The 23694-nt window shown below is 67.7% G+C and carries 33 protein-coding genes and 1 pseudogene; 27 read left to right on the forward strand and 7 right to left on the reverse strand.

Features of this window, described 5'->3' with window-relative positions; all coding sequences use genetic code 11:
* Positions 1–15: 15 nt before the first annotated feature.
* The 19 genes and pseudogenes from rplN (at position 16) to HZ989_RS06665 (ending at position 11240) form a co-directional block, all read left to right on the forward strand.
* The gene (rplN, locus tag HZ989_RS06575; RefSeq protein WP_077354965.1) at positions 16–384 is read left to right on the forward strand and encodes a 50S ribosomal protein L14; all 369 of its coding nucleotides are present in this window, start codon (positions 16–18) and stop codon (positions 382–384) included.
* 2 nt (positions 385–386) lie between these two features.
* A complete protein-coding gene (gene rplX / locus HZ989_RS06580; RefSeq protein ID WP_013268931.1) occupies positions 387–695 on the forward strand; it encodes a 50S ribosomal protein L24 in 309 nt (102 codons plus the stop codon).
* Positions 695–1255 carry a 50S ribosomal protein L5 gene (rplE, locus tag HZ989_RS06585; protein ID WP_209322807.1) on the forward strand — a complete coding sequence of 187 codons (561 nt, stop codon included), beginning with the start codon at positions 695–697 and terminating at the stop codon, positions 1253–1255. Before rplX ends, rplE begins: the two co-directional genes overlap by 1 nt.
* A gap of 19 nt (positions 1256–1274) precedes the next feature.
* The gene (gene rpsN, locus HZ989_RS06590) at positions 1275–1580 is read left to right on the forward strand and encodes a 30S ribosomal protein S14 (protein WP_209322808.1); all 306 of its coding nucleotides are present in this window, start codon (positions 1275–1277) and stop codon (positions 1578–1580) included.
* A 14-nt stretch (positions 1581–1594) separates the two neighbouring features.
* A complete protein-coding gene (gene rpsH / locus HZ989_RS06595; RefSeq protein ID WP_013268934.1) occupies positions 1595–1993 on the forward strand; it encodes a 30S ribosomal protein S8 in 399 nt (132 codons plus the stop codon).
* 1 nt (position 1994) lies between these two features.
* Positions 1995–2528 carry a 50S ribosomal protein L6 gene (gene rplF, locus HZ989_RS06600; protein WP_209322809.1) on the forward strand — a complete coding sequence of 178 codons (534 nt, stop codon included), beginning with the start codon at positions 1995–1997 and terminating at the stop codon, positions 2526–2528.
* Between the two features lie 3 nt (positions 2529–2531).
* Positions 2532–2894 carry a 50S ribosomal protein L18 gene (gene rplR, locus HZ989_RS06605; RefSeq protein WP_209322810.1) on the forward strand — a complete coding sequence of 121 codons (363 nt, stop codon included), beginning with the start codon at positions 2532–2534 and terminating at the stop codon, positions 2892–2894.
* 10 nt (positions 2895–2904) lie between these two features.
* Positions 2905–3531 carry a 30S ribosomal protein S5 gene (gene rpsE / locus HZ989_RS06610; protein ID WP_209322811.1) on the forward strand — a complete coding sequence of 209 codons (627 nt, stop codon included), beginning with the start codon at positions 2905–2907 and terminating at the stop codon, positions 3529–3531.
* Between the two features lie 2 nt (positions 3532–3533).
* Positions 3534–3728: a 50S ribosomal protein L30 gene (rpmD, locus tag HZ989_RS06615; protein ID WP_209322812.1), complete on the forward strand. Its 195-nt coding sequence runs from the start codon at positions 3534–3536 to the stop codon at positions 3726–3728.
* Between the two features lie 162 nt (positions 3729–3890).
* Positions 3891–4346, forward strand: a pseudogene (gene rplO / locus HZ989_RS06620) (50S ribosomal protein L15); the annotation flags it as partial.
* 247 nt (positions 4347–4593) lie between these two features.
* Positions 4594–5973, forward strand: a complete 1380-nt coding sequence (secY, locus tag HZ989_RS06625) for a preprotein translocase subunit SecY (protein WP_209322814.1) — start codon at positions 4594–4596, stop codon at positions 5971–5973.
* 63 nt (positions 5974–6036) lie between these two features.
* A complete protein-coding gene (locus HZ989_RS06630) occupies positions 6037–6603 on the forward strand; it encodes an adenylate kinase (RefSeq protein WP_209322815.1) in 567 nt (188 codons plus the stop codon).
* A gap of 459 nt (positions 6604–7062) precedes the next feature.
* On the forward strand, positions 7063–7461 hold the full coding sequence (locus HZ989_RS06635; RefSeq protein ID WP_209322816.1) for a TonB family protein: 399 nt from the start codon (positions 7063–7065) through the stop codon (positions 7459–7461).
* A 139-nt stretch (positions 7462–7600) separates the two neighbouring features.
* Positions 7601–7969 (forward strand): 30S ribosomal protein S13, encoded by a 369-nt coding sequence (gene rpsM, locus HZ989_RS06640; protein WP_209322817.1) that lies wholly within the window; start codon positions 7601–7603, stop codon positions 7967–7969.
* Positions 7970–7978: 9 nt separating this feature from the next.
* Positions 7979–8368: a 30S ribosomal protein S11 gene (gene rpsK / locus HZ989_RS06645; protein WP_013268944.1), complete on the forward strand. Its 390-nt coding sequence runs from the start codon at positions 7979–7981 to the stop codon at positions 8366–8368.
* Between the two features lie 89 nt (positions 8369–8457).
* On the forward strand, positions 8458–9477 hold the full coding sequence (locus HZ989_RS06650) for a DNA-directed RNA polymerase subunit alpha (protein ID WP_209322818.1): 1020 nt from the start codon (positions 8458–8460) through the stop codon (positions 9475–9477).
* Positions 9478–9569: 92 nt separating this feature from the next.
* Positions 9570–9986, forward strand: coding sequence for a 50S ribosomal protein L17 (gene rplQ, locus HZ989_RS06655; RefSeq protein WP_209322819.1), 417 nt, complete (start codon positions 9570–9572; stop codon positions 9984–9986).
* Between the two features lie 88 nt (positions 9987–10074).
* Positions 10075–10557, forward strand: a complete 483-nt coding sequence (locus tag HZ989_RS06660) for a GNAT family N-acetyltransferase (RefSeq protein WP_209322820.1) — start codon at positions 10075–10077, stop codon at positions 10555–10557.
* The gene (locus HZ989_RS06665; RefSeq protein WP_209322821.1) at positions 10554–11240 is read left to right on the forward strand and encodes a glutathione S-transferase family protein; all 687 of its coding nucleotides are present in this window, start codon (positions 10554–10556) and stop codon (positions 11238–11240) included. The genes HZ989_RS06660 and HZ989_RS06665 overlap by 4 nt, the downstream gene beginning before the upstream one ends.
* Here the strand turns inward: HZ989_RS06665 and HZ989_RS06670 are convergent.
* The 3 genes from HZ989_RS06670 to HZ989_RS06680 all read right to left on the reverse strand — a co-directional run bounded on the left by HZ989_RS06670 (position 11212) and on the right by HZ989_RS06680 (position 13751).
* A complete protein-coding gene (locus HZ989_RS06670) occupies positions 11212–12081 on the reverse strand; it encodes an ABC transporter permease subunit (protein WP_209322822.1) in 870 nt (289 codons plus the stop codon). The two genes, HZ989_RS06665 and HZ989_RS06670, sit on opposite strands and share 29 nt — an antisense overlap.
* A complete protein-coding gene (locus HZ989_RS06675) occupies positions 12078–12998 on the reverse strand; it encodes an ABC transporter ATP-binding protein (protein WP_209322823.1) in 921 nt (306 codons plus the stop codon). The genes HZ989_RS06670 and HZ989_RS06675 overlap by 4 nt, the downstream gene beginning before the upstream one ends.
* Before the next feature lie 75 nt (positions 12999–13073).
* Entirely contained in the window at positions 13074–13751 is a 678-nt protein-coding gene (locus HZ989_RS06680; protein ID WP_209322824.1) for a hypothetical protein, read from the reverse strand.
* 122 nt (positions 13752–13873) lie between these two features.
* Here HZ989_RS06680 and HZ989_RS06685 point away from each other — a divergent pair, with 122 nt between their 5' ends.
* On the forward strand, positions 13874–15073 hold the full coding sequence (locus HZ989_RS06685) for an ectonucleotide pyrophosphatase/phosphodiesterase (protein ID WP_245162484.1): 1200 nt from the start codon (positions 13874–13876) through the stop codon (positions 15071–15073).
* Between the two features lie 70 nt (positions 15074–15143).
* Entirely contained in the window at positions 15144–16541 is a 1398-nt protein-coding gene (locus HZ989_RS06690; RefSeq protein ID WP_209323064.1) for a Do family serine endopeptidase, read from the forward strand.
* Here HZ989_RS06690 and HZ989_RS06695 read toward each other — a convergent pair.
* Positions 16538–16960, reverse strand: a complete 423-nt coding sequence (locus tag HZ989_RS06695) for a VOC family protein (RefSeq protein WP_209322826.1) — start codon at positions 16958–16960, stop codon at positions 16538–16540. The genes HZ989_RS06690 and HZ989_RS06695 overlap by 4 nt on opposite strands.
* 1 nt (position 16961) lies before the next feature.
* Positions 16962–17381, reverse strand: coding sequence for a VOC family protein (locus HZ989_RS06700; protein ID WP_209322827.1), 420 nt, complete (start codon positions 17379–17381; stop codon positions 16962–16964).
* A gap of 68 nt (positions 17382–17449) precedes the next feature.
* Here HZ989_RS06700 and HZ989_RS06705 point away from each other — a divergent pair, with 68 nt between their 5' ends.
* The 4 genes from HZ989_RS06705 to HZ989_RS06720 all read left to right on the forward strand — a co-directional run bounded on the left by HZ989_RS06705 (position 17450) and on the right by HZ989_RS06720 (position 20362).
* Complete coding sequence (locus HZ989_RS06705; protein ID WP_209322828.1) at positions 17450–18757, forward strand: replication-associated recombination protein A; 1308 nt, start codon at positions 17450–17452, stop codon at positions 18755–18757.
* A gap of 33 nt (positions 18758–18790) precedes the next feature.
* Positions 18791–19087 (forward strand): HigA family addiction module antitoxin, encoded by a 297-nt coding sequence (locus HZ989_RS06710; protein WP_209322829.1) that lies wholly within the window; start codon positions 18791–18793, stop codon positions 19085–19087.
* A gap of 84 nt (positions 19088–19171) precedes the next feature.
* Positions 19172–19615, forward strand: a complete 444-nt coding sequence (locus tag HZ989_RS06715; RefSeq protein WP_245162486.1) for a hypothetical protein — start codon at positions 19172–19174, stop codon at positions 19613–19615.
* A 9-nt stretch (positions 19616–19624) separates the two neighbouring features.
* The gene (locus tag HZ989_RS06720; RefSeq protein ID WP_209322831.1) at positions 19625–20362 is read left to right on the forward strand and encodes an RluA family pseudouridine synthase; all 738 of its coding nucleotides are present in this window, start codon (positions 19625–19627) and stop codon (positions 20360–20362) included.
* 55 nt (positions 20363–20417) lie between these two features.
* On the opposite strand, the gene HZ989_RS06725 is transcribed toward HZ989_RS06720, so the two are convergent.
* Positions 20418–21581, reverse strand: coding sequence for a hypothetical protein (locus HZ989_RS06725; RefSeq protein WP_209322832.1), 1164 nt, complete (start codon positions 21579–21581; stop codon positions 20418–20420).
* 161 nt (positions 21582–21742) lie between these two features.
* Entirely contained in the window at positions 21743–22177 is a 435-nt protein-coding gene (locus HZ989_RS06730; RefSeq protein WP_209322833.1) for a DUF2214 family protein, read from the reverse strand.
* A gap of 48 nt (positions 22178–22225) precedes the next feature.
* Here HZ989_RS06730 and crcB point away from each other — a divergent pair, with 48 nt between their 5' ends.
* Together crcB and HZ989_RS06740 are read left to right on the forward strand one after the other, a co-directional pair.
* Positions 22226–22621 carry a fluoride efflux transporter CrcB gene (gene crcB, locus HZ989_RS06735; RefSeq protein ID WP_209322834.1) on the forward strand — a complete coding sequence of 132 codons (396 nt, stop codon included), beginning with the start codon at positions 22226–22228 and terminating at the stop codon, positions 22619–22621.
* A 29-nt stretch (positions 22622–22650) separates the two neighbouring features.
* The gene (locus HZ989_RS06740) at positions 22651–23670 is read left to right on the forward strand and encodes an RluA family pseudouridine synthase (protein WP_209323065.1); all 1020 of its coding nucleotides are present in this window, start codon (positions 22651–22653) and stop codon (positions 23668–23670) included.
* The last annotated feature ends 24 nt before the right edge of the window (positions 23671–23694 follow it).

Below are 23694 nucleotides of genomic sequence, written 5' to 3' on the forward strand. Positions count from 1 at the left end.
AAAGGATCTGATCATATGATCCAGATGCAAACTAACCTGGAGGTGGCCGACAATTCGGGCGCTCGCCGGGTCATGTGCATCAAGGTGCTCGGCGGCGCCAAGCGTCGCTACGCCTCGGTGGGTGACACGATCGTCGCCTCGGTCAAGGAAGCTATTCCTCGCGGCCGCGTCAAAAAGGGTGAAGTGGTTCGCGCCATCGTCGTGCGCACCGCCAAGGACATCCAGCGCAAGGACGGCTCTGTCATCCGCTTCGACAAGTCGGCCGCCGTCATCGTCAACAAGCAGAACGAGCCTGTCGGCACGCGGATCTTCGGCCCGGTTCCACGCGAACTGCGCGCCAAGAACCACATGAAGATCATCTCGCTGGCCCCGGAGGTCCTGTAACCATGGCCGCCAAGATCAAGAAGGGCGACCGCGTCGTCGTCCTGGCCGGAAAAGACAAGGGCCGTACGGGCGAAGTCGCCAAGGTCCTGCCGACGGAGAACCGCGTGATGGTGACCGGGATCAACATGGTCCAGCGCCACACCCGTCCGTCCCAGGGTGACCCCCAGGGCGGCATCAAGAACAAGGAAGCCTCGCTTCACCTGTCGAACGTCGCGATCGCCGACGCCAACGGCAAGGCCAGCCGCGTCGGCTTCCGCATGGAAGGCGACAAGAAGGTGCGCTTCGCCAAGACCACGGGAGACGTCATCTGATGGCCGACACCAAATATACGCCGCGTCTGAAGGACGACTACAACAGCCGCATCAAGGGCGTGCTGACCGAGAAGTTCGGCTACACCAACCCGATGCAGACGCCCAAGCTGGACAAGATCGTCCTGAACATGGGCATCGGCGAAGCGGTCGCGGACTCCAAGAAGGCGAACGCCGCCCTCAAGGATCTGACGCAGATCGCCGGCCAGAAGGCGGTCCCGACCAAGGCCCGCACGTCGATCGCCGGCTTCAAGCTGCGCGAAGGCATGGTCATCGGCGGCAAGGTCACCCTGCGTGGCGACCAGATGTACGAGTTCCTCGACCGTCTGATCACGATCGCCCTGCCGCGCGTGAAGGACTTCCGGGGCCTGAAGCCTACGTCGTTCGACGGCCGCGGCAACTACGCCATGGGTCTGAAGGAGCACATCGTGTTCCCGGAGATCAACTACGACCAGATCGATCAGATGTGGGGCATGGACATCATCGTCTGCACCACGGCTCGGACCGACGACGAGGCGCGCGCGCTTCTGACCGAGTTCAAGTTCCCGTTCGTGAAGAACTGAGCGGGAAGGGAAAAGCACAATGGCTAAGAAAAGCGCCGTGAACCGCAACGAGATGGTGAAAGCCCTCGTCGCCAAATACGCCGACAAGCGTGCCGCCCTGAAGGCGACCGCCAACGACGAGAGCCTGCCTCTGGAAGAGCGTTTCGACGCCCGCCTGAAGCTGGCCGAGCTGCCGCGCAACTCGGCGGCCGTCCGGATCCGCAACCGCTGCGAGGTGACGGGCCGTCCGCGCGCCTTCTATCGCAAGCTGAAGATGAGCCGGATCGCGCTGCGCGAACTCGGCAACCTGGGCCAGATCCCGGGCCTGACGAAGTCCAGCTGGTAAGGGGAGCGACAGACATGATGATCAACGATCCCCTGAGCGACATGATCGCTCGCATGAAGAACGCGGCCATGCGCAAGCGTTCCAAGGTGCTCACCCCGGCCTCCCGCCTGCGCCAGCGCGTCCTCGACGTGCTGCAGGACGAAGGCTACATCCGCGGCTATTCGCTGGTTCAGAACCCCGGTGAATTCCCGCAGTTCGAGATCGAGCTCAAGTATTTCGACGGCCAGCCGGTCATCGCCGAGATCGCACGCGTGTCCAAGCCGGGCCGCCGCGTCTACTCCGCGATCTCCGACCTGAAGCCGATCAAGAACGGCCTGGGCATCTCGATCCTTTCGACTTCGAAGGGCGTCATGTCCGACGCCGCCGCTCGCGACGCCAACGTCGGCGGCGAAGTCCTCTGCAGGGTCTACTGAGATGTCCCGTATCGGAAAACGTCCCATCACCGTGCCGAAAGGCGTCACCGTCACCATCGACGGCCAGACCATCACCGTGAAAGGCCCGAAGGCCGAGCGGTCCTGGACCCTGGCCGAAGAGGTCGAGCTGACCCAGACCGACGGCGAACTGAACCTGGCCATCCGTGCCGACACCCAGCGCGCCCGCGCGATGTGGGGTCTGTCGCGGACCCTGGTCGACAACATGGTCGTCGGCGTCACCGACGGCTTCGAGCGCACGCTCGAACTGGTCGGCGTCGGCTATCGCGCCGCGATGAAGGGCAACGATCTGTCGCTGCAGCTGGGCTTCTCGCACGAAGTGGACATCAAGGCTCCGGCCGGCGTGACCTTTGCGGTGCCCAAGCAGACCGAGATCAAGATCTCCGGCCCCGACAAGCAGGTCGTCGGCGAACTGGCGGCCAACATCCGCAAGCTGCGGCCCCCCGAGCCCTACAAGGGCAAGGGCGTCCGTTATGCCGGCGAGAAGGTGCGTCGCAAGGAAGGCAAGAAGAAGTAAGCCATGGCATCGACCCTCAAGCAAAAAGCCGCCAAGCGGACCGAGCGCAACCGCCGTCGCCTCAAGGCGATGGGCAACGGTCGCCTGCGCCTGTCGGTGCACCGTTCGGACAAGAACATCTCGGCCCAGATCATCGACGATACCCAGGGCATCACGGTCGCCGCCGCCTCGTCGCTGGAAGGCGCCAAGGCCGGGACCTCGAAGGGGTCCAACAAGGAGGCCGCTGCCGCCATCGGCAAGCTGGTCGCCGAGCGGGCCATCGAGAAGGGCATCAAGGACGTGGTCTTCGATCGCGGTGGCTACATCTATCACGGACGGGTGAAGGCGCTGGCGGATGCCGCGCGTGAAGCCGGCCTGAACTTCTAAGGACCGACAGATGGCCCAAGCACCCCAACGTGGCGGCGGACAAGGCGGCAACGACCGCAACCGACGCGACAACCGCAACGCCCCCGCCGTCGACGGTCCGGATTCGGACATCGTCGAGAAGCTGGTGCACATCAACCGCGTCGCGGCCACCGTCAAAGGCGGTCGTCGCTTCTCCTTCGCAGCCCTGATGGTCGTCGGTGACGGCAAGGGTCGCGTGGGCTTCGGTCACGGCAAGGCACGCGAAGTGCCGGAAGCCATCCGCAAGGCGACCGAAGAAGCCAAGAAGACGATGATCCGCGTGCCGCTGCGCGAAAACCGCACCCTGCACCACGACGGCAACGGCCGTTGGGGCGCCGGCAAGATCATGATGCGCGCTGCCCCTCCCGGCACCGGCGTGATCGCGGGTGGTCCGATGCGCGCCGTCCTGGAAACCCTCGGCGTCGCCGATGTGGTGGCCAAGTCGACGGGGTCGTCCAACCCCTACAACATGATCCGCGCGACGTTCGAGGCGCTGAAGGTCCAGTCCTCGCCGCGTCAGGTCGCCTCCAAGCGTGGCAAGAAGGTCGCCGACCTGATGGGCCGCCGCAACGATGGCGCTTCGTCTGTGGAAGCCGCGCCCGAAGCCGTGGAGTCCTGAGAATGGCCAAGACTGACGCCAAGACGGTTACCGTCAGGCAGACCGGCTCGCCGATCCGCCGCAAGAACGACCAGCGCGCCACCCTGGTGGGCCTGGGTCTGAACCGCATGGGCCGCGAGTCCACGCTGGAAGACACCCCCTCGGTCCGCGGGATGATCGCCAAGGTCGCCCACCTGACCGAGATCGTCGAGAAGTAAGCCTTCGGGAGTGGCGAGTGCCGAGTGGCGAGTGACGAGTGAAAAGCATCCGGGTTCAAGGCCGCTGCTCTACTCGTCACTCGTAACTCGCCACTCGCCACTTTCGTGAAACAGCCGAGTTCGCCCAACCAGCGAGCGCTAGCACCCGAAAGGATCAGGCACATGAAACTGAACGAAATCCGCGACAACGAAGGCGCGCACAAGAAGCGCATGCGGGTCGGCCGTGGCCCGGGTTCGGGCAAGGGCAAGACCGCCGGTCGCGGCGTCAAGGGCCAGAAGTCGCGTTCGGGCGTCGCCATCGGCGGCTTCGAAGGCGGGCAGATGCCGCTGTACATGCGGATGCCCAAGCGCGGCTTCAACAATCCGAACGCCCTGAAGCTGGCCGAGGTGAACCTGTGGCGCCTGCAGGACGCCGTGGATGCGGGCAAGCTGGACGCCAAATCCGAACTGAACGGCGAGGCCCTGGTGGCCGCCGGCGTGATCCGTCGCACCAAGGACGGCGTGCGTCTTCTGGGCACCGGTGAGCTGAAGTCGGCCCTGAAGCTGGTCGTCTGGTCGGCCACGGCCGGTGCGAAGAAGGCCATCGAGGCCGCCGGCGGCTCGGTCGTCGAGCAGCGGATCGAGGCCGAGGCCAAGGCCGCCGCGCGCGTCGAGAAGCGCAATGCCGCCAAGGGCAAGGCGCCCGCGCCCAAGGCTCCGCGTGGCGATGCCAACAAGATTTCCGCCCGCACGACGCGCACCGCGTCCAAGGCGTAGCAATAAAGCTCGGGGGGCGGTCTCGCTATGAGGCCGCCCTTCACCTATCTGGACGTTGGCCCCGGATTCGTTCGATCGGCCGCGTACTGATCAGTCGGGGTAACGACACATGGCTTCGGCCGCCGAACAACTCGCCGCCAACATGAACATGGGCTCGTTCGCGAAAGCGACCGAGCTGCACAAGCGTCTGCTTTTCACGCTGGGCGCCCTGCTGGTCTATCGCATCGGCACCTATGTGCCGATCCCGGGGATCAACTCCGAAGCCTTTCTGCAGTTCTTCAACAATCCGGACGGCCAGCGCGGCATCCTGGACATGTTCAACATGTTCTCGGGCGGCGCGGTCGAGCGGATGGCCGTCTTCGCCCTGAATGTGACGCCCTACATCTCGGCCTCGATCATCGTCCAGCTGATGGGCAGCGTGTATCCGCCGTGGGAAAAGCTGAAGAAGGAAGGCGGCGAAAGCGGCCGCAAGCAGCTGAACCAGTACACCCGCTATCTGACCGTGGTCCTGGCCCTGGCGCAGTCGTTCGGCATCGCCGCCGGACTGAACGCTCAACCGCAGTTGGTCGACAATCCCGGACTGTTCTTCATCGCCACGACGGTCGTTTCGCTGACCGGCGGAACCATGTTCCTGATGTGGCTGGGCGAGCAGGTGACGGCGCGCGGGGTCGGCAACGGCATCTCCCTGATCATCTTCGCCGGCATCGTCGCGGTCCTGCCGGGCACGATCGGCCGTCTTCTGGGTCTGGCCCAGCAGGGTCAGCTGTCGGCCTTCGCCCTGCTGTTCATCCTGGTGATGGTCGTGGCCGTGGTGGTCTTCATCGTCTTCATGGAACGCGCCCAGCGTCGCCTGCTGATCCAGTATCCCAAGCGCCAGGAAGGCAACCGGATGGCGGGGGGCGAGCGCTCGTTCCTGCCGCTGAAGGTCAACACCGCCGGGGTCATCCCGCCGATCTTCGCCTCCTCCCTGCTGCTGCTGCCATCGACCGTGGCGAATTTCGCTGCGACCGCCAACCTGCCGGCCTGGCTGGAATGGCTGCCGACCGTGGCCGCCCAGCTGACACATGGCCAGCCGCTGTTCATGGTGCTGTACGGCGTGCTGATCGTCTTCTTCTGTTTCTTCTATACGTCGATCACCTTCAACCCCGAGGACACGGCCGAGAACCTGCGCAAATACGGGGGCTTCCTGCCGGGGATCCGTCCGGGCAAGCGGACGGCGGAATATCTGGACTATGTCCTGACCCGCCTGACCGTGATCGGCGCTGCCTATATCACCGCAGTCTGCCTGCTGCCCGAGATCGTGTCCGCCAACTTCGGACAGGGTCTGTATTTCGGGGGCACCTCGGTGCTGATCGTGGTTTCGGTGACGATGGACACGGTGGCGCAGATCCAGTCCCAGTTGCTGGCACACCAGTACGAAGGCCTCATCAAGAAGGCCAAGCTGCGTGGCCGTGGCGGTCGCGGCGCGCCCGCGCCCTCGAGACGCTAGGACTTTGATGGGCCATCGCGCTTCGCGCCACGTGAGCCCTGGGCCCGGGGAGGGGCGCCGAGCATGAACCTGATCCTGTTCGGGCCCCCCGCGGCCGGCAAGGGCACCCAGGCCAAGCGGCTGGTCGAACAGCGCGGCATGGTCCAGCTGTCCACCGGCGACATGCTGCGCGAGGCGATCGCTTCCGGCTCCGAGCTGGGCAAGCAGTGCCAGGAGATCATGTCGAGGGGCGGCCTGATCGCCGACGACATCGTCATCGCCCTGATCGCCGCCCGTCTGAAGGAAGCCGAGGAGGCCGGTGGGGCCATCTTCGACGGCTTCCCCCGCACCATCGCCCAGGCCGAGGCGCTGGACGCCATGCTGGTCAAGCTGGGCAAGAAGATCGACGCCGTGGTGCGGCTGAAGGTCGACGACGATGCCCTGCTGGCGCGGGTCTCGAAACGGTTCGCCGAGCAGGGCCGCCCGGACGACAATCCCGAGAGCTTCAAGGTCCGGCTGGAGGCCTACAACCGCAACACCGCGCCGCTGCTGCCCTACTATGGCGACCGGGGTCTGCTGACCGAGGTGGACGGCATGGGCTCGATCGAGACGGTCGCTGCCGCGATTTCCGGGGCCCTCGCCCGGGCCTGAGCCGGCTGAACCTGAACGGGAGATGAGCCCCGCGGTCAGGCGCCGTCGTCGCCGCTCTGCTATGGATGGTTTCGGCCGGCCGCAGCGTTTGGTCGGCCGAGCCTGGCGGCAAGCGCCGCGACCGGAGCCACGACCATTCCCGCCACGACCAAATCCGCGAGACGCTGGCGTCAGGGCGGCATCCTGCTGGCCGTCGCGTCGCTGCATGCGGGTCTGTTCGCGCTCATCGGCCTGGGGCATGCGCCGCCACCGGTCGTGGTCCGGAGGCCGATCGAGGTGCAGCTGGTCGAACCGATCCCAAGTCCTCCACCACCCCCTCCGCCCGAGCGACCCGCCCCGGCGGCCGGGGGCGGCGCACCGGCGGCACCCTCCGTCGTGCATGTCTCGCCCCGACCCGTGCCGCGTCCCGAACTTACAGCGCCCCCCAGTCCCGCGCCCGCGCCGTCTGTCATTGTCGGGGTGTCCGACCCGCCGGACATCTTGCCGGGACCGGGCCAGGGTGGCCAGGGCAACGGAACGGGTGACGGGGAGGGGCAGGGCGATGGGCCGGGAGCGGGCTCTGGCCCCCTCATCCTGCGCGGAGCGTCCAGCGGAGAAATCCTGGCCCTCGTGCCACCGGAGGCGCGCCGTCGGCGGGTGCCGGGTCGGGCGTCGGTCACCTGCGTGATCCGGTCCGATACGCGGCTGGAGGGCTGCCGCGTCGTGTCCGAAAGTCCGCAAGGGCTGGGCTTTGGCGAGGCGGCGATCCGTGTGGCGGAAACCCATTTCCGCTTTCGCCCGCCGACGACGGCTGGGGGGCGACCGGTCGAGGGATTCCGGGCGACGGTTGTGGTCCTGTTCGGTCGTCAGCAGGCGTGAATATCCCGCCCGTCCCCCTCAGGCGTTGACGCAATCTGAATCGCCTGTATAAGGCGCGCTTCCCGCGAAGGGCGCCACGCTCCTGGTCTGTTGACCGGAGCGTTTATTGCGTCCGGTTTGCGCGTACCTGGAGATCTTCGTGGCCCGTATCGCTGGCGTCAACATTCCGACCAACAAGCGCGTCGAAATCGCGCTTCAGTACATTCACGGCATCGGCCCGGCCGCGGCCAGGGACATTACCGGCAAGGTGGGCATCGAGGCCTCGCGCCGCGTGAACCAGCTGACGGACGCCGAAGTCCTGCAGATCCGCGAGACAATCGACAAGGATCACACCGTCGAGGGCGACCTGCGCCGCGAGACGTCGATGAACATCAAGCGTCTGATGGACCTGGCCTGCTACCGCGGCCTGCGTCACCGCAAGGGCCTGCCGGTCCGCGGCCAGCGCACCCACACCAACGCCCGCACCCGCAAGGGTCCCGCCAAGCCGATCGCCGGCAAGAAGAAGTAAGGCAGACACATGGCCAAGGAACCGGGTCGCGTAAAGAAACGCGAGCGCAAGAACATCACCTCGGGCGTCGCCCATGTGAATGCGTCTTTCAACAACACCATGATCACGATCACCGATGCCCAGGGCAATGCGATCTCGTGGTCGTCGGCGGGTCACATGGGCTTCAAGGGGTCGCGCAAGTCGACGCCCTATGCCGCCCAGATGGCCGCCGAAGACGCCGGCAAGAAGGCCCAGGAACACGGCGTCAAGACGCTGGAAGTCAATGTCTCGGGTCCTGGCTCCGGCCGGGAGTCGGCCCTGCGCGCGCTGCAGTCGGTCGGCCTGACCATCACGACCATCCGCGACGTCACGCCGATGCCGCATAACGGCTGCCGTCCCCCCAAGCGCCGCCGCGTCTAGACCCACCCGCCGCCGACCCTATTCAACGCCCGTCCTGCCGCCCTGACGAGGAGCGAGGGACGGGCGACCTCCGTATCCAAGGGACACCCATGATCGAACGTAACTGGCAAGAGCTGATCCGTCCCGAGAAGCCGCAGATCGAGCTGGGCTCCGACGCCCAGCGCAAGGCCCGCCTGGTGGCCGAGCCCCTCGAACGCGGTTTCGGTGTGACGCTCGGCAACGCCCTGCGCCGCGTGCTGCTGTCATCGCTGCAAGGCGCGGCCGTGACGGCCATCCAGATCGATGGCGTCGTGCACGAATTCTCGTCGCTGGAAGGCGTGCGGGAAGACGTCGTCGACATCGTCCTGAACATCAAGCAGCTGGCGCTGCGCATGCACGCCGAGGGGCCCAAGCGCATGACCCTGCGCGCCACCGGCCCCGGGCCCGTGACCGCCGGCCAGATCGACGTCCCGTCGGACATCGAGGTGCTGAACCCCAACCACGTCATCTGCACCCTGGATGACGGTGCCTCGATCCGCATGGAACTGACCGTCCAGAACGGCAAGGGCTATGTCGCGTCCGAGTTCAACCGTCCCGAAGACGCCCCGATCGGCCTGATCGCCGTCGATGCCCTGTATTCGCCGGTCAAGCGCGTGGCCTATCGCGTCGAGCCGACCCGTCAGGGCCAGTCGCTGGACTATGACAAGCTGGTGCTGGAAGTCGAAACCAACGGTGCCGTCTCGCCTGTGGACGCCGTGGCCTATGCCTCGCGCATCCTGCAGGACCAGCTGCAGATCTTCATCACCTTCGACGAACCGAAGAAGGCCGTCGAGGCCTCCGAAGGCAAGCCCGACCTGCCGTTCAACCCGGCCCTGCTGAAGAAGGTCGACGAGCTGGAGCTGTCGGTCCGTTCGGCCAACTGCCTGAAGAACGACAACATCGTCTACATCGGCGACCTGATCCAGAAGACCGAGGGCGAGATGCTTCGCACCCCGAACTTCGGCCGCAAGTCGCTGAACGAGATCAAGGAAGTGCTGACCTCCATGGGTCTGTCGCTCGGCATGGACGTGCCGAACTGGCCCCCGGAAAACATCGAAGACCTGGCCAAGAAGTTCGACGACCAAATTTAGTTAAGTGGTGAGTGGTTAGGGGCGAGTGGCGAGGGGATCCTGCGCTTTTCTCGCCACTCGTCACTCGGCACTCGCCACTAGGAGAGACCCCGATGCGCCACGGCGCCGCCCACCGCAAACTCGGCCGCACGGCCAGCCATCGCACCGCCATGTTCGCGAACATGGCCGCGTCGCTGATCAAGCACGAGCAGATCACCACGACCCTGCCCAAGGCCAAGGAACTGCGTCCCTTCGTTGAAAAGCTGGTCACGCTCGGCAAGAAGGGCGACCTGCACGCCCGTCGTCAGGCCATCAGCCACGTTCGCGACGTGACCCAGGTCGGCAAGCTGTTCGAGACGATCGGCCCGCGCTATGCCGACCGTCAGGGCGGCTACATCCGCATCATGAAGGCTGGCTATCGCCATGGCGACAACGCCCCGATGGCAGTGATCGAGTTCGTCGACCGCGACACCTCGGCCAAGGGTCTGGATTCCGGTCCGGTCGCGGATTACGAGGGCGACGACGAATAGGCTGTCGGCGACAGCGTCAGGATTTGAGGGCGATCCGCATGACCGGGTCGCCCTTTTTCTTTGCCCGGGCGTGGGGCAGGGTGGTGCCATGCAGATCGACATCGTCCCCTATCGCCCCGACCATGCCGCCGCCTGGGTCGCTCTGAACGAACACTGGATCCTCGACGGGGGCTATGCGCTCGAGGCCAAGGACCGGCTGGTGCTGGACGATCCGGAGGGGGCGGTCCTGTCGAAGGGCGGGGCCATCTTCATGGCGGAGCGGGACCCCGGCCTTCGCCGGGGTGAACGGGAGGCGGTCGGATGCTGTTCGTTGATGGTCATGCCGGACGGCGGCTGCGAGGTCGGCAAGATGGCGGTGGCGCCGGACGCGCAGGGGTTGGGTCTGGGACAAAAGCTGCTGGAGGCCTGCGAGGCCCACGCCCGGGCCGTCGGGTCACCCCGTCTGTATCTGGAAACAAATACCTCCCAGACCCACGCCATCGCCCTGTATCGCCGCTTCGGCTTCGTCGACCTGCCGCCGCAACCCAGTCCCTATGCCCGTTGCAATGTCTGGATGGAGAAGCGGCTGTGACCGACCTGATCCTCTACAGTCACCCGTTCTCGTCCTACTGCCAGAAGGCGATCGTGGCCTTTTACGAGAAGGACCTGCCGTTCACCCAGCGGATGCTGGAGGACGAGGGGGCGATGGCGGAGCTGAAGGCGGCCTGGCCGTTCGGGCAGTTTCCGGTGCTGAAGGAGGGGGCGCGCCACTTCGCCGAGGCGTCGATCATCATCGAGCGGCTGGACCAGATCGACCCCTCGACGCCGATGATCCCGACCGATCCGGACCTGGCGCTGGAGACGCGGTTCATGGACCGGGTGTTCGACAATCACGTCCAGTCGAACCAGCAGCGGATCATCTACAATGCCCTGCGCCCCGAGGCGGATCGCGACCCCCTCATCGTGACGGAGGCGAAGGCAAAGCTGGAGACGGCCTATGCCTGGCTGGACGGGGTGATGTCGGGCCGGACCTGGGCGGCGGGCGAGGCCTTCACCTTGGCCGACTGCGGGGCGGCACCGGGGCTGCTTTACGCCCATTGGACCCACCCGATCCCCAAGGATCTGCCCCACCTGTGGGCCTATCGCCGCCGCCTGCTGGCCCGGCCCAGCTATGCCCGGGCCCTGGACGAGGCCCGGCCGTACCGGGGCTATTTCCCGCTGGGCGCGCCGGACGAGGATTGGCCGCCTACTCCTTCGACAGGTCCTGACGGCTGAACCAGGCGATGGCGGCGGTGAGGGGGGCGAGGGTCCAGAGGGTCAGGCTGACGATGGCCTTCAGCGCCAGGCCGTCGGGCTGTCCGGGCGCGCCGCCGATCGTGACCTTCAGGGTGTCATAGGCGAGGCCGGGGAGCAGCAGCTGGGCCTTCCACTGGGTCGGCTCCCAGCCCAGCAGGGGCAGGCCCGGGCCGCCCAGAAACGACTGGGCGAAGCCGATGACGACCGGCACGAAGAGGCTGGCCAGCAGCGAACGGGTGACCACGGCGGTCAGCAGGGCGATCATGGCGTACTGGACGATCCGCACCCAGGCCAGCAGGACCAGAAGCACGAACTGACCGGCCTCGAACCCCTCCGGGTCGATGGTGAGCGCCTTGCCATAGATCAGGGCCTCGCTGAGGCTGTAGATCAGGCCGGCGACCAGAAAGGTCGCCATGGTCGCCAGCGCCGCCAGCTTGAACACCGCGACCTTGCCGAGGATCAGATTGACCCGGCTGTTGCGGGCACTGGTCAGTCGCCAGGTCTCCCAGCGATAGTCGCCGGCATAGAGGGTGGCGGCGCCGATCAGCATGAAGACGAGGACCGCGCCATTGGCCATGGCACTGACACCGACCCCCAGGCCGTCCATCAGGTTCACGGGGGCAGCGGCCAGCAGGTCCGCAGGCAGACGGGCCGCGGCGGCGAGATCGGCGGCCTTGCTCTTGTTGACCCAGTGATAGATCAGGCCGCCGAGCACGAACAGCAGCGGGACGAAGAAGACGCTCCATAACACGGCCATGCGATTGCGGACGAGCCGGTAGGCCTCGGAGCGCAGGGCATCGGGCAACAGGGTCACGCTCATCGGATCGCCTCCACATGCTGGACGGAACCGGTTTCGGTCATGAAGACGCTTTCCAGATCGGCCCCGATCCAGCGGGCCTCCTCGATGTCGACACCGGCCTCGACCAGGGCGCGGATCAGGGCGGGGGCCTCGGCGCGGGGCAGGGTGGCAAGCAGGGCGTCGCCCTCGACCGTGGCCCGGTCGCCGAGGATGGCCATGGCCGGCGCCATCGGGGTCAGGGACAGGCGCAGGCGTTCGCCGGCCGAGGTCAGGTCGGTGACGGAGCCCTCGCGGACCAGGGTGCCCCGGTTCAGGATGGCGACGCGGTCGCAGACGCGCTGGACCTCCAGCAGCTGGTGGCTGGCCAGGACGACCGTAATGCCGTCCTTTTCCGACAGGGAGCGGATCAGGGCGCGCATCTCCTGGATGCCGGGGGGATCCATGCCGCTGGTGGGCTCATCGAGGATGACCAGTTCCGGCTCGGTGATCAGGGCGGCGGCGACGCCCAGGCGTTGCAGCATGCCGACGGAAAAGCCGCGCACCTTGCGGTCCGCCGCCTCGGTCAGGCCGACCCGCTCCAGCCAGCCGGAGACAAGGGCGGCGTCGGGGGTCAGGCCGTGGGCGAGGGACAGCCAGTCCAGCACCTGGCGGGCGGTCATGAAGGGCGGGAACCGCGGCGTCTCGATCATCGAGCCCATGCGGCGGCTGGCGGCGACGTCGCCGACGCCGGCCCCGACTCTGGCGCCCATGACCATGGCCTCGCCCTCGGTCGGGCGGATCAGGCCCAGCAGGATGCGGAACAGGGTCGACTTGCCCGCCCCATTGGGGCCCAGCACGCCATAGACGCCGCCGCGCGGGATGGTCAGGCTGAGCCCGTCCAGGGCGCGCACGGTCCCGTAGGTCTTGGTCAGGGCGCGGGTCTCGATCACGGCGGTCATGCCCGGACCTTCGCCCGGTCAGGGGCGGTCGGCAAGCGGTCAGAGATTAAGCTTCGGACAGGTACAGGGGCGCCGTCATCGTCGCTTTCGGCCGTGTTTGATCTGTCGGCGGCGGTCGGCGCGGTTCAGGGGGACCGGTTCGGCGTCGGCGGGCGACAGGTCGGCGGAATTCGCGTGCACATCGTGCAGATCGTGCAGTTCCCGCCGGGCCGTCAGCGCGCGGTCGGTCGCCATCAGGGCGCGCGCCTCATGCTCCAGGGTGCGGGCGCTGGCGGTCGCCTTGCGGAGCAGGTCGTTGGCGCGACGGTTCTGGTCGAGGGCATCGCGGCTCTGTTCGCGGGCTTCTTGGCGGGCGCGGCGGTCGTCGGCCTCGGCCTGACGGGCGACCGCATCGGCGAAACGGGCCCAGCGCAGGGCCTCGGCGACCAGCCCGCGCCGGGCGGCCTGGGCCATGCGGGAGCGGGCCATGCGACGCAGCTCGGCCTCGTCGACCTCGGTGTCGGGCTCATCGTCGTATTCGAACGGTTCGGGATCGGGCTGGTCGGCGCGCCGCCAGTGCTTTTCGGCGGCGCGGGCGCGAAACGTGCGAACGCCCAGGTCGAGCCGGGCGCAGACACTCTCGGCCGGTTCACCCGCCAGATAGGCCTCGCGGGCCTGGTCCCAGGTGTCTTCGGATCGGATGCGGTAGGGGGCGGTCATGGGCGCAGGGTAGAGGGGGCCTGCGTCAGGATCGGTCGTGGGGCGTCGGGCCATGCGTTGCAGGCCTGTCGTCGAGCGCGTCTATGCAGAAAGCAGAGCCTGATCGGCTGATGTGGAATCGCGTCGCGATTCCACCGATGCCGTGACTCATGCGCTGCGTCCCCGGGAGCAAAATCGTGCTGCGTTTTATGATCGTCCTTCTGGCCTTGCTGCTGGCCGCCTGTGCCACCGCCCCTGCGACGCGCGACCCGGGGCAACCTCGCCCCCTGACGATCCTGGTGTCCATCGACGGGTTCCGGTCGGACTACCTGACGCGGGGCGTGACGCCACAGCTGTCGCGGCTGGCGGCGGAGGGGGCGACGGGTTCGATGCGGCCGTCGTTTCCCAGCGTGACCTTTCCCAACCACTACACCCTGGTGACGGGTCTGCACCCTGACCACCACGGCATCGTCGGCAACAGGTTCGTCGATCCTGTGCTGGGCGGGTTCACGATGGCGAGCAAGGAGACGGGATTCTGGGACCAGGCCGAGCCGATCTGGGTGACGGCGGAGAAGGCGGGCCTGAAGGCTGCGACGATGTTCTGGCCGGGGTCGGAGACGGAAATCCGGGGGGTGCGGCCGAGCTGGTGGCTGCCGTTCGACCAGGCGGTGAGCGGCGATGCCCGGGTGGATCGGCTGCTGGCCTGGATCGACGAGACGCCGCGTCCGGACTTCGCGACCCTGTATTTCGACACGGTGGACACGGCCGGCCACACCTTCGGCCCCGCCGCCCCGGAAACCGACCGAGCGGTGGCGGACGTGGACATGTCCATCGCGCGCCTGATCAGCGGGCTGAAGGACCGGGGTCTGTGGGAGACGACCACTCTGGTCGTGGTGGCCGACCACGGGATGGCGGCGACGTCGCTGGAGCGGGTGATCTATCTGGACGACCTGATCGATCCGGCCAGGGTGACGGTGCTGTATGCCGGCGCCCTGGCCTCGATCGAGCCGGTGGCGGGCCACGAGGCGGAGGTCGAGGCGGCCCTGGTCAAGCGCCATCCGCACGGCGAATGCTGGACGCGCCGGACGATCCCGGCGCGGTTCGTGCTGGGCTCCAACCCGCGCGTGGCGTCCATCGTCTGTTCCGCCGACATCGGCTGGCTGTTCGCGGTCCGGGCGCGCCCGGTGACGGCCACCGGCGGGGCGCACGGCTATGACAACGCCGCGCCCGAGATGCAGGCCCTGTTCATCGCCCATGGGCCGGGCATCGCGCAGGGCGTGGTGCTGAGAGACCTGGACAGTGTCGATGTGCAGCCCCTGCTGGGGCGTCTGCTGGGGATCGCCGTGCCGGCGGGCGACGGCCGGGCGGCCGATACGCTGCCGGCCATGAGACGGTAACACACCGCCTTGAAGCCGCCCGAAATCGGTACAGATATGCGTATCCGGGATGACTGAACTCTGGAATGCCATGAAGATCTCGACCCTCGCCCTCACCGCGGCGCTGGCGCTGGCCGCCTGCGGCAACGCCAACTCGACCAAGGCCCAGGACGGCGTCTTCGCCGAGCCGACCAACCGGACGCCGCCGACCGACGTCTCGACCATGAAGCAGAGCTTCTCGCCCGTCGTGCGCGAGGCGGCCCCGGCGGTGGTGAACATTTCGGCGCGGTCGGTGCAGCGGGTGCAGGCCGACCCCTTCTTCCAGATGTTCGGCGGCGGAATGCCGCGCGAGCGGGTGGCGGAATCGGCGGGCTCGGGCGTCATCGTGCGCTCGGACGGCATTGTGGTGACCAACAACCATGTCATCGAGGGGGCCCAGCAGATCCGCGTCGTCCTGAACGACCGGCGCGAGTTTCCGGCCGAGGTGATCCTGGCCGACGAACGGTCCGACATCGCGGTGCTGAGGCTGACGGGGGTGACCGAGCAGCTGCCGGTCCTGGCCATCGACGACCGCGAGGAACAGCAGGTCGGCGACCTGGTTCTGGCCATCGGCAATCCGTTCGGGGTGGGCCAGACGGTGACCAATGGCATCATCTCGGCCCTGAACCGGACCGAGACCGGCATTTCGGATTCGGGGTCGTTCATCCAGACGGATGCGGCGATCAATCCCGGCAACTCCGGCGGGCCGCTGGTGGACATGGACGGCGATGTGATCGGCATCAATACGGCGATCTTCTCGCGGTCGGGGTCGTCCTCGGGCGTCGGGTTCGCGGTGCCGGCCTCGATGGTGCGGCGGGTGGTGGACTCCGCGCTGGGCGGCGCGACGGCGGTGGTCCGGCCCTGGCTGGGGGTGAAGGGCGACAGCGTGACGGCGGACATCGCCCGCTCGCTGGGCCTGGCCCGGCCGCAGGGGCTGATCGTCACGGACGTCTATGCCAACGGGCCGGGGGCGCGGGCGGGCCTGCGCGAAGGCGACGTCATCACCGCCATCGACGGGGCCGAGATCAACGACCAGGGCGGGCTGAACTTCCGCATCGGGACGAAGACCCCCAACGACAGCGTGGCCGTGACGGTCCTGCGCGAGGGGCGGCCCCAGACGTTGAACGCGCGGGTCCAGACCCTGCCGGGCGATGCCAAGGGCAATGGCCAGACGATCGAACAGGGCCCGTTCGCCGGGGCCCAGGTGGCGGCGCTGAACCCGGCGCTGGCCGACCGGCTGGGGGGGGATCCCTTCGCCAGCGGAGCGATCGTCACCGATGTGGCCCGCAACAGCTATGCCTATCGCGCCAACGGCTTCCTGCCGGGCGATGTGGTGACCCGGATCGACGGGCGGCCCGTGCGCAACCTTGCGGCGATCCAGGGCGCGACGCGGGGGTCGGAAGTGTCCCTGTTGCGGCAGGGCCGGGAGATGTCGGGGCGGGTGCGCTAAAGGCCCGTCTTCGGCCCCAGGAAGGACCATATGTGCCCGAAAGGGTCGGTCATCTTGCCATGGCGGCCATAGAAATCGTCTGTGGCCGGGCGGATCGTTACGGCGCCTTCCGCCTTTGCGCGGGCCATCCAGGCATCCACGTCGTCGACGGCCAGAGCGATGTTGCAGGTGCTGCCGTTCAGATGGTGCGGCGCCCGGGTTCCGATCCGGTCCTCGAGCTCCGGGAACTCGTCGGCCAGATAGATCGTGCCGCCGTTGATCGAGAGGGCACCGTGGCCCAGGCGGCCATCCGGTTCATCGTGACGCAGGATGATCGTCGCGGCGAAGGCACGGACATACCAATCGAGGGCTGTCGGGCCGTCATGGACGACCAGATAGGGCACCACCGGAGGATCAGGCGGGACGTAGGGCTCCGACACGTCAGGTGTTCCGGATCGGCGATCCGATCGACCAGCTGTGGCCGAAGGGGTCCTTGAGCACGCCGTAGCGGTCGCCCCAGAACTGGTCGGCCAGGGGGTGGACGGGAACCGCCCCGGCGGTGATGGCGCGGTTCCACCATTCGTCGACATCGTCGACATAGAGGTGCAGGGTGACCGACTTCGGCTCCACATCGACCTCGCCGCCGTATTCGGGAAACTCGTCGGACAGCATGACGCTGCCGCCATTGATGTGCAGGTGGACGTGCAGCAGGCGTTCGCCGTCGTCGGCGACCATGCGACGGACCTCCACCGCTCCGAGGGCGGCGCGATAGAATTCGGCGGCCGCATCAGCCCCGCGCGAGGCGATGCTGAGGTAGGGGGTGATGCCGGTCAGCGGCCGGGGGGCCTCCACCTGTTCCATGACGCGCCTCTTTCGGGTCGAATTCCGGAGGTGAAATGGGGACGGGCAGCGCCTATCTGTCAAGCCGCATGACCGACCTGTTCGAAGCCTCCGGCATCCATCCCCCCGACGCGCCGCTGGCCGACCGGCTGCGGCCCGCCTCGCTGGACGAGGTGGTGGGGCAGGATCATCTGCTGGGCGAGGGTGGCCCGATCCGGCGGATGATCGAGGCCGGGCGGCTGGGCTCCATGATCCTGTGGGGGCCGCCGGGGACGGGCAAGACGACGATCGCGCGGCTGCTGGCCAGGGCGGCAGGCTATCAGTACCAGCAGATCTCGGCCGTCTTCTCGGGCGTCGCGGACCTGAAGAAGGCGTTCGAACAGGCGCGGGTGCGACGCGCGGCGGGGCAGTCGACCCTGCTGTTCGTGGACGAGATCCATCGCTTCAACCGGGCCCAGCAGGACGGGTTCCTGCCCTTCGTGGAGGAGGGGGTGGTGACCCTGGTCGGGGCGACGACGGAGAATCCGTCGTTCGAACTGAACGGGGCCCTGCTGTCGCGCAGCCAGGTGTTCGTGCTGAAGCGGCTGGACGATGCGGCGCTGGATCAACTGTTGATTCGAGCCGAGGCGGAGGAGGCGGCGGCCCTGCCGCTGACGGCCGAAGCGCGTCAGGCGCTGCTGGCCCTGGCCGACGGGGACGGGCGATACCTGCTGACCATGGCCGAGACCCTGTTCGCCATGCCGCCGGAGCCGCTGGATGTGCCGGCGCTGGCCGCGACGCTTCAGCGGCGCGCTCCGGCTTACGACAAAAGTAGAGAAGAACACTATAACCTCATATCTGCATTGCATAAATCGGTGCGAGGATCGGACCCGGACGCGGCGCTGTACTGGCTGGCGCGGATGCTGAACGGGGGCGAGGATCCGCTGTATCTGGCGCGCCGGATCGTGCGGATGGCGGTCGAGGACATCGGCGAGGCCGACCCGCTGTCGCTGCTGGTCGCCAATGCGGCCAGGGACACCTACGACTTTCTGGGGTCGCCGGAGGGTGAGCTGGCCCTGGCCCAGGCGGTGGTGCATCTGGCGACTGCGCCCAAGTCGGTCGGGGTCTACGAGGCCTTCAAGGCGGCGAAGCGGGCGGCGGCGGAGACGGGCTCGCTGATGCCGCCCGCCCATATCCGCAACGCCGCGACCAAGCTGATGAAGTCGCTGGGCTACGGCAAGGGCTACCAGTACGATCCGGACACCGAGGAGGGCTTCTCGGGCGCCAACTTCTTTCCCGACGAGATGGAGCGGCGGGTCTTCTACAGGCCGAAGGGCGAGGGCCACGAGGAGAAGGTCAAGGCACGACTGGAGCGGTGGGCGGCGATGCGGGCGGCAAAGTCGCAAGGTAGTATGTAGAGAGTCGGCGATCGATCTGGAGGATTATCACTGATGGCGATCAAGCTTCATTCCAGTTTCGCGGTGCATCCGGGCCTGTGGCTGCGCACCGAGGTCGTGGAGCCGCACGGGCTGAGCGTAACCGCCCTGGCCCAGGCGCTGGGCGTGACGCGGCAGGCCATGAGCCAGGTGTTGAATGGACGCGGCGGTGTCTCGGCCGAAATGGCCATCCGGTTCGAGAAGGCGTTCGGTCTGAGTGCCGACACGCTGATGCGGATGCAGGCGGCGCATGATCTGGCCGGTGCGCGCGCGCATGCCGACGACATCCGGGTGGACCGGATCGCGGCCTGAGTTCCATCACTGACCTTGCCGTCCTCGATGGCAGGCGTATCGTCAGTCCCCGAACAGCCTTGGGAGGGAACGATGGTCAGCATCATGAGCGACACGCGGTCGGGGCGCGTGCCCCGGCATTACTGGGTGGTCGGCCTGGTCGGGCTGCTGTGGAACAGCTATGGGCCGTTCGACTATACGATGACCCAGACGGGCGGGGACGCCTATCTCCGCGGCGTCGGCATGACCGACCCGCAGATCGCCTATTTGCATGCCATGCCGGTCTGGATGACGGGCGTGTGGGCCGTCGGCGTCTGGGGGGCCCTGCTCGGCTCGATCCTGCTTCTGGCGCGCAAGCGGCTGGCGTTTCCGGTCTTCGTGGCGTCGCTGGCGGCATTTCTGGTCAGCCTGATCTATCAGTACGGCCTGTCGAACGGCGCAGCGGTGATGGGCGACACGGCGTGGATCATGAACGCGGTGATCCTGGCGGGCTGCGTCTTCCTCGTCTGGTATTCGCGGATGATGGCGAAGCGCGGCTTTCTCCGCTAACCGGCGGGGGTGACGCCCAGAACCCCCGTAGCCCTGACCGAGGACGAGATCGCCGCCGTCCGGTCGTGGGTGATCCACGAGGACGCCGCGGTCATCGCCTTCGCCAAGCCGGCCGGACTGTCCAGCCAGGGCGGGCGGATCCAGGCGCATACGCTGGACGACCTGCTGTGGGCCTTCGCGCGGTCGAACGGCAAGCGTCCGGAGCTGGTGCACCGGCTGGACCGCGACACTTCGGGTGTCATCCTGGCGGCCAGGACCAAGCCGGCGGCGAGCTTTCTGGGCAAGGCGATTCAGGCCCACCGGCTGACCAAGACCTATCTGGCCCTGGTCCCGGCCGCGCCGGAGCCGGCCCAGGGCGACATCAATGTGCCGCTGGTGCGCGAGGAGATCGGGCGCGAGAGCTATATGCGGGTGGCGGCCTTCGACACGAAGGGGGCGCAAGGATCGCGGAGCCGGTACCGGACGCTGGCGGCCAGCGCGGAGGGGGCTCTGGTCGAGCTGCAGCCCTTCACCGGGCGGATGCATCAGTTGCGGGTGCATATGGCGCATATCGGCCGGCCGCTGATCGGGGACGTCCGCTATGGCGGGGCGCTGACGGCGGCGGGACGGGGCGCACCCCGGCTGATGCTGCACGCGACGTCGCTGAGGTTTCCGCATCCGGAGGGCGGCGAGCGGACGGTGACGGCGGAACCGCCGGAAGATTTCAGGGCGCTGGCGGAGGCGATGGGGCTCAATCCTCACCCGTAGGGGGAGGGGGACCGCCCCGGGGCCGTCGCGGAGGCGCGCGACGGCCGGTCCTCGCTCAGCGGCCGCGGGTAAGGGCGCGGTATTCGACCAGACGTTCCTTGTCGCGCCGGACCTGGTCGCCGACCGTGTTGTCGACGTCGAGCGAGGCGTAGCGGACCCAGCCATCGACCCCCAGCTTGTCCTTCACCGCCGCCGTCGGTGTCCGCCAGCGGTAGTAGGACAGCCATGAGACGATCAGCGCCATGACGAGGGCCACGACCTGCAGCACGCGGAAGCCGGCCTCGTTGGCGGGCGGCGCGGGCCAGAAGGCAAAGACGGCGGCCCAGACCAGCAGGACGAGCGGGGTCGAGATCCGGCCGACCCAGCGCATCCAGTAGCGTTCGCGGCGCACGCGCCACAGCTCCATCTGGGCGTATTTCTCGAGATATTCCATGCGCGCGGCGATCCACAGCACCAGCCGGGTCAGGAACAGGGCCCGCTGACCCCAGCCCTTGCCGTCGGTGGCGAACTGGGTCTCGGCCTGGTCGGACAGGGCGCGGGCGTTGGTGAACAGGTTCTGCAGCTCGCGTGTGCGCTGGACGATCTCGCGCGAGAGCTCGTAGGAATCGTTCTCCAGCCGGAAGCGGTACTGAACGAACAGGATCGACGAGACGCCGAAGAAGAGACCGAGGGCGACCAGCATGCCCAGGATGGCGAGGCCCAGCCCCTGGGGCTGACCCCCCGTCCATTCGGCGAACAGGCCGGGGCCAAGGATCGCCATGGCGGCGAAGGCGACCAGGGCCAGTCCCTGGGTCAGCCGCTTGGTGAGGACGTGAATGCGCAGGGCGTTGAAGACGCGACGGCCATAGCCGTAGATCCGGCCGCGAATGTCCGCCTCGACCGGGAAACGATCCTCGATCTGGCGGCTGAACAGGACGTGGAAACGGTCCGGCTTGTTCTCGGTCTCCCAGAACGGAAAGATATCCAGCGCCTGGTTGAAGTACTGATCGATATTGGCGGAGATCACCCGGATCGCTTCCGGGTCCATGGTGAAATAGTCGCTCTCCTGGATCGGGCGCAGAATGCCTTCGTCCGAGACCGCCGGGGTCGGCCGGGGCGGCGGGGTCGCGGGCGGCGGCGTGCGCGGGATGGCGTCGGCAGGCGGCGCGACGGGAGCCTCCGGCGTGTGCGGGATCGGTTCCACCGATGGCTGCGGCGCGTGGGGATCGTCGTGTGACATGGGGAAGGCCGTAAACCCTTGCGAACTCTGACCCGGCACTATGACAGACGTCGCCGCCGGGCGGACGACGTTCTCTCGGCACGCGAAGCCGGTATCGCCGTTAACCGTACCGGGCGGCAAGTGACGTTTTGGTCAGGTCCCCCTCCCCCGGAGGGGGAGGATCAGTAGCGTGCCATGGCCGCGGCGAAGGCGACGAGCGGGAACAGGAGCAGCACCTCGATGCGGACCCACAGGGCGGCGCGGGACACCTCGGTCGCCGGCGGGCGGAAGCCGGGTTCGGCCCTGAGCGCGCGGCTCCATCTGACGAACTGGATCGTGGGGGCGATGGACAGCAGGCCGATGACGACGAAAGTCGCGATCTTGGCCCAGAAGAAGGGATTGTCCTGATAGGCGACCCAGCCCTTGGCCCCCCAGATCACGCGGGCGACGCCGATGACGACGATCAGGGCGGCCACCCCGCCATAGCCGGCGTCGATCCGCGACAGGCGGGCGATCGGGACCGGATCGGCCCGCAGATATGCCAGCTCCATCGCCAGCATGATCGCCAGTCCGAACACCAGCAGATGGTGGACGATGGCCAGGACCAGATCGAGCATGCAAGCCTCCCTGTGCTTTCGGCGATTGCGCGTTATAAGCCCCGGATCATGACACGATTTCTGCTGGTCGCCATCGGCGGGGCCGTCGGCTCCATGGCGCGCTATGGCGTGGGGCTTCTGGCCGGGCGGATGGTCCCTGCCAGCGGCTGGCCGTGGGGGACGCTGGCGGTGAATGTCGTCGGCGGTCTGGCGATGGGGCTGCTGGTCGGATGGATGGGTCTGAGGGCCGGAGCGGCGCAGGAGACGGTCCGGGTGTTCGCCGCCGTCGGCATTCTGGGCGGGTTCACGACCTTCAGCGCCTTTTCGCTGGAGACGGTGCTGATGATCGAGCGGCGGGACTATGGACTGGCGGCGGCCTATGTCGGCCTGTCGGTGGTGCTGGCGATCGCGGCGGTGTTCGCCGGGCTGATGGTGGCGCGTCGGGCCTTCGGGGTGGCGGCGTGAGCTACGACCCCAAGGAGACCGCGCCCGAGGTGCCGCAGCCCAAGGGGCCGGTCGGGGCGCGCGAGCCGCAGATCCTGTATGTCGCCGAGGCCGAGGACGGCATCCGTCTGGACCGCTGGTTCCGCAGGCGCTGGCCGCATCTGTCGAATATCCAGGTGCAGAAGATGGCGCGCGGCGGCCAGATCCGGGTCGACGGCGCCCGCATCAAGCCCGAGGGGCGGCTGACCGCCGGGGCGGCCGTGCGGGTGCCGCCGATCCCCGAGCCGATCGTCCGCGCGCCCGGCGAGCACATGGCCCTGACGCCCGCCGACATCGCCTTTGCCAAGTCCATGGTCCTCTATGAGGACGATCTGGTCATCGCCCTGAACAAGCCGTGGGGCCTGGCCGTGCAGGGGGGGACCAAGACGACCCGCCACGTCGACCGGCTGCTGTCGGCCTGGGGCGAGGGGATGGAGCGGCCCCGGCTGGTGCACCGGCTGGACCGGGACACCTCGGGCGTCCTGCTGCTGGGCAAGGGACCGGAGGCGGCCAAGCGGCTGGCGGGGGCCTTCGCGCGGCGTCAGGCCAAGAAGACCTACTGGGCCATCGTCATGGGCCTGCCGAAGCCCGCCGACGGCCAGATCAGCGTGCATCTGAAGAAGTCGGGCATCAACGACTATGAGATCATGCGGCCGGCCGATCCCAAGGAGAACGGGGCCGAGCCGGCCGAGACCGCCTATGCCGTCATCAGCCACGCGGCGCAGCGGGCCTCGTGGATGGCGCTGCGGCCCTTCACCGGGCGGACGCATCAGTTGAGAGCCCACATGAAGGCGATCGGCCATCCCATTCTGGGTGATCCGAAATATGGGGACGAGGCCTCGGGTCAGCTGAGCGGGCCGCTGAAGCTGCAGCTGCATGCGCGACGGATCGAGCTGGATCATCCGTCGGGCGGCACCCTGGTGGTCGAGGCCCCGATCAGCGCCGAGCTGCGGGCCGGTTTCCAGCATTTCGGCTTCGACGAGGGCGAGGCGGACCACGATCCGTTCGCGGGGGTGAGGCGGCAGCGATGAGCGTGATCCTCACCCGTAGGGGGA

Origin of the sequence: Brevundimonas sp. AJA228-03 (genome assembly GCF_017795885.1) — a bacterium.
GTDB lineage: Bacteria > Pseudomonadota > Alphaproteobacteria > Caulobacterales > Caulobacteraceae > Brevundimonas.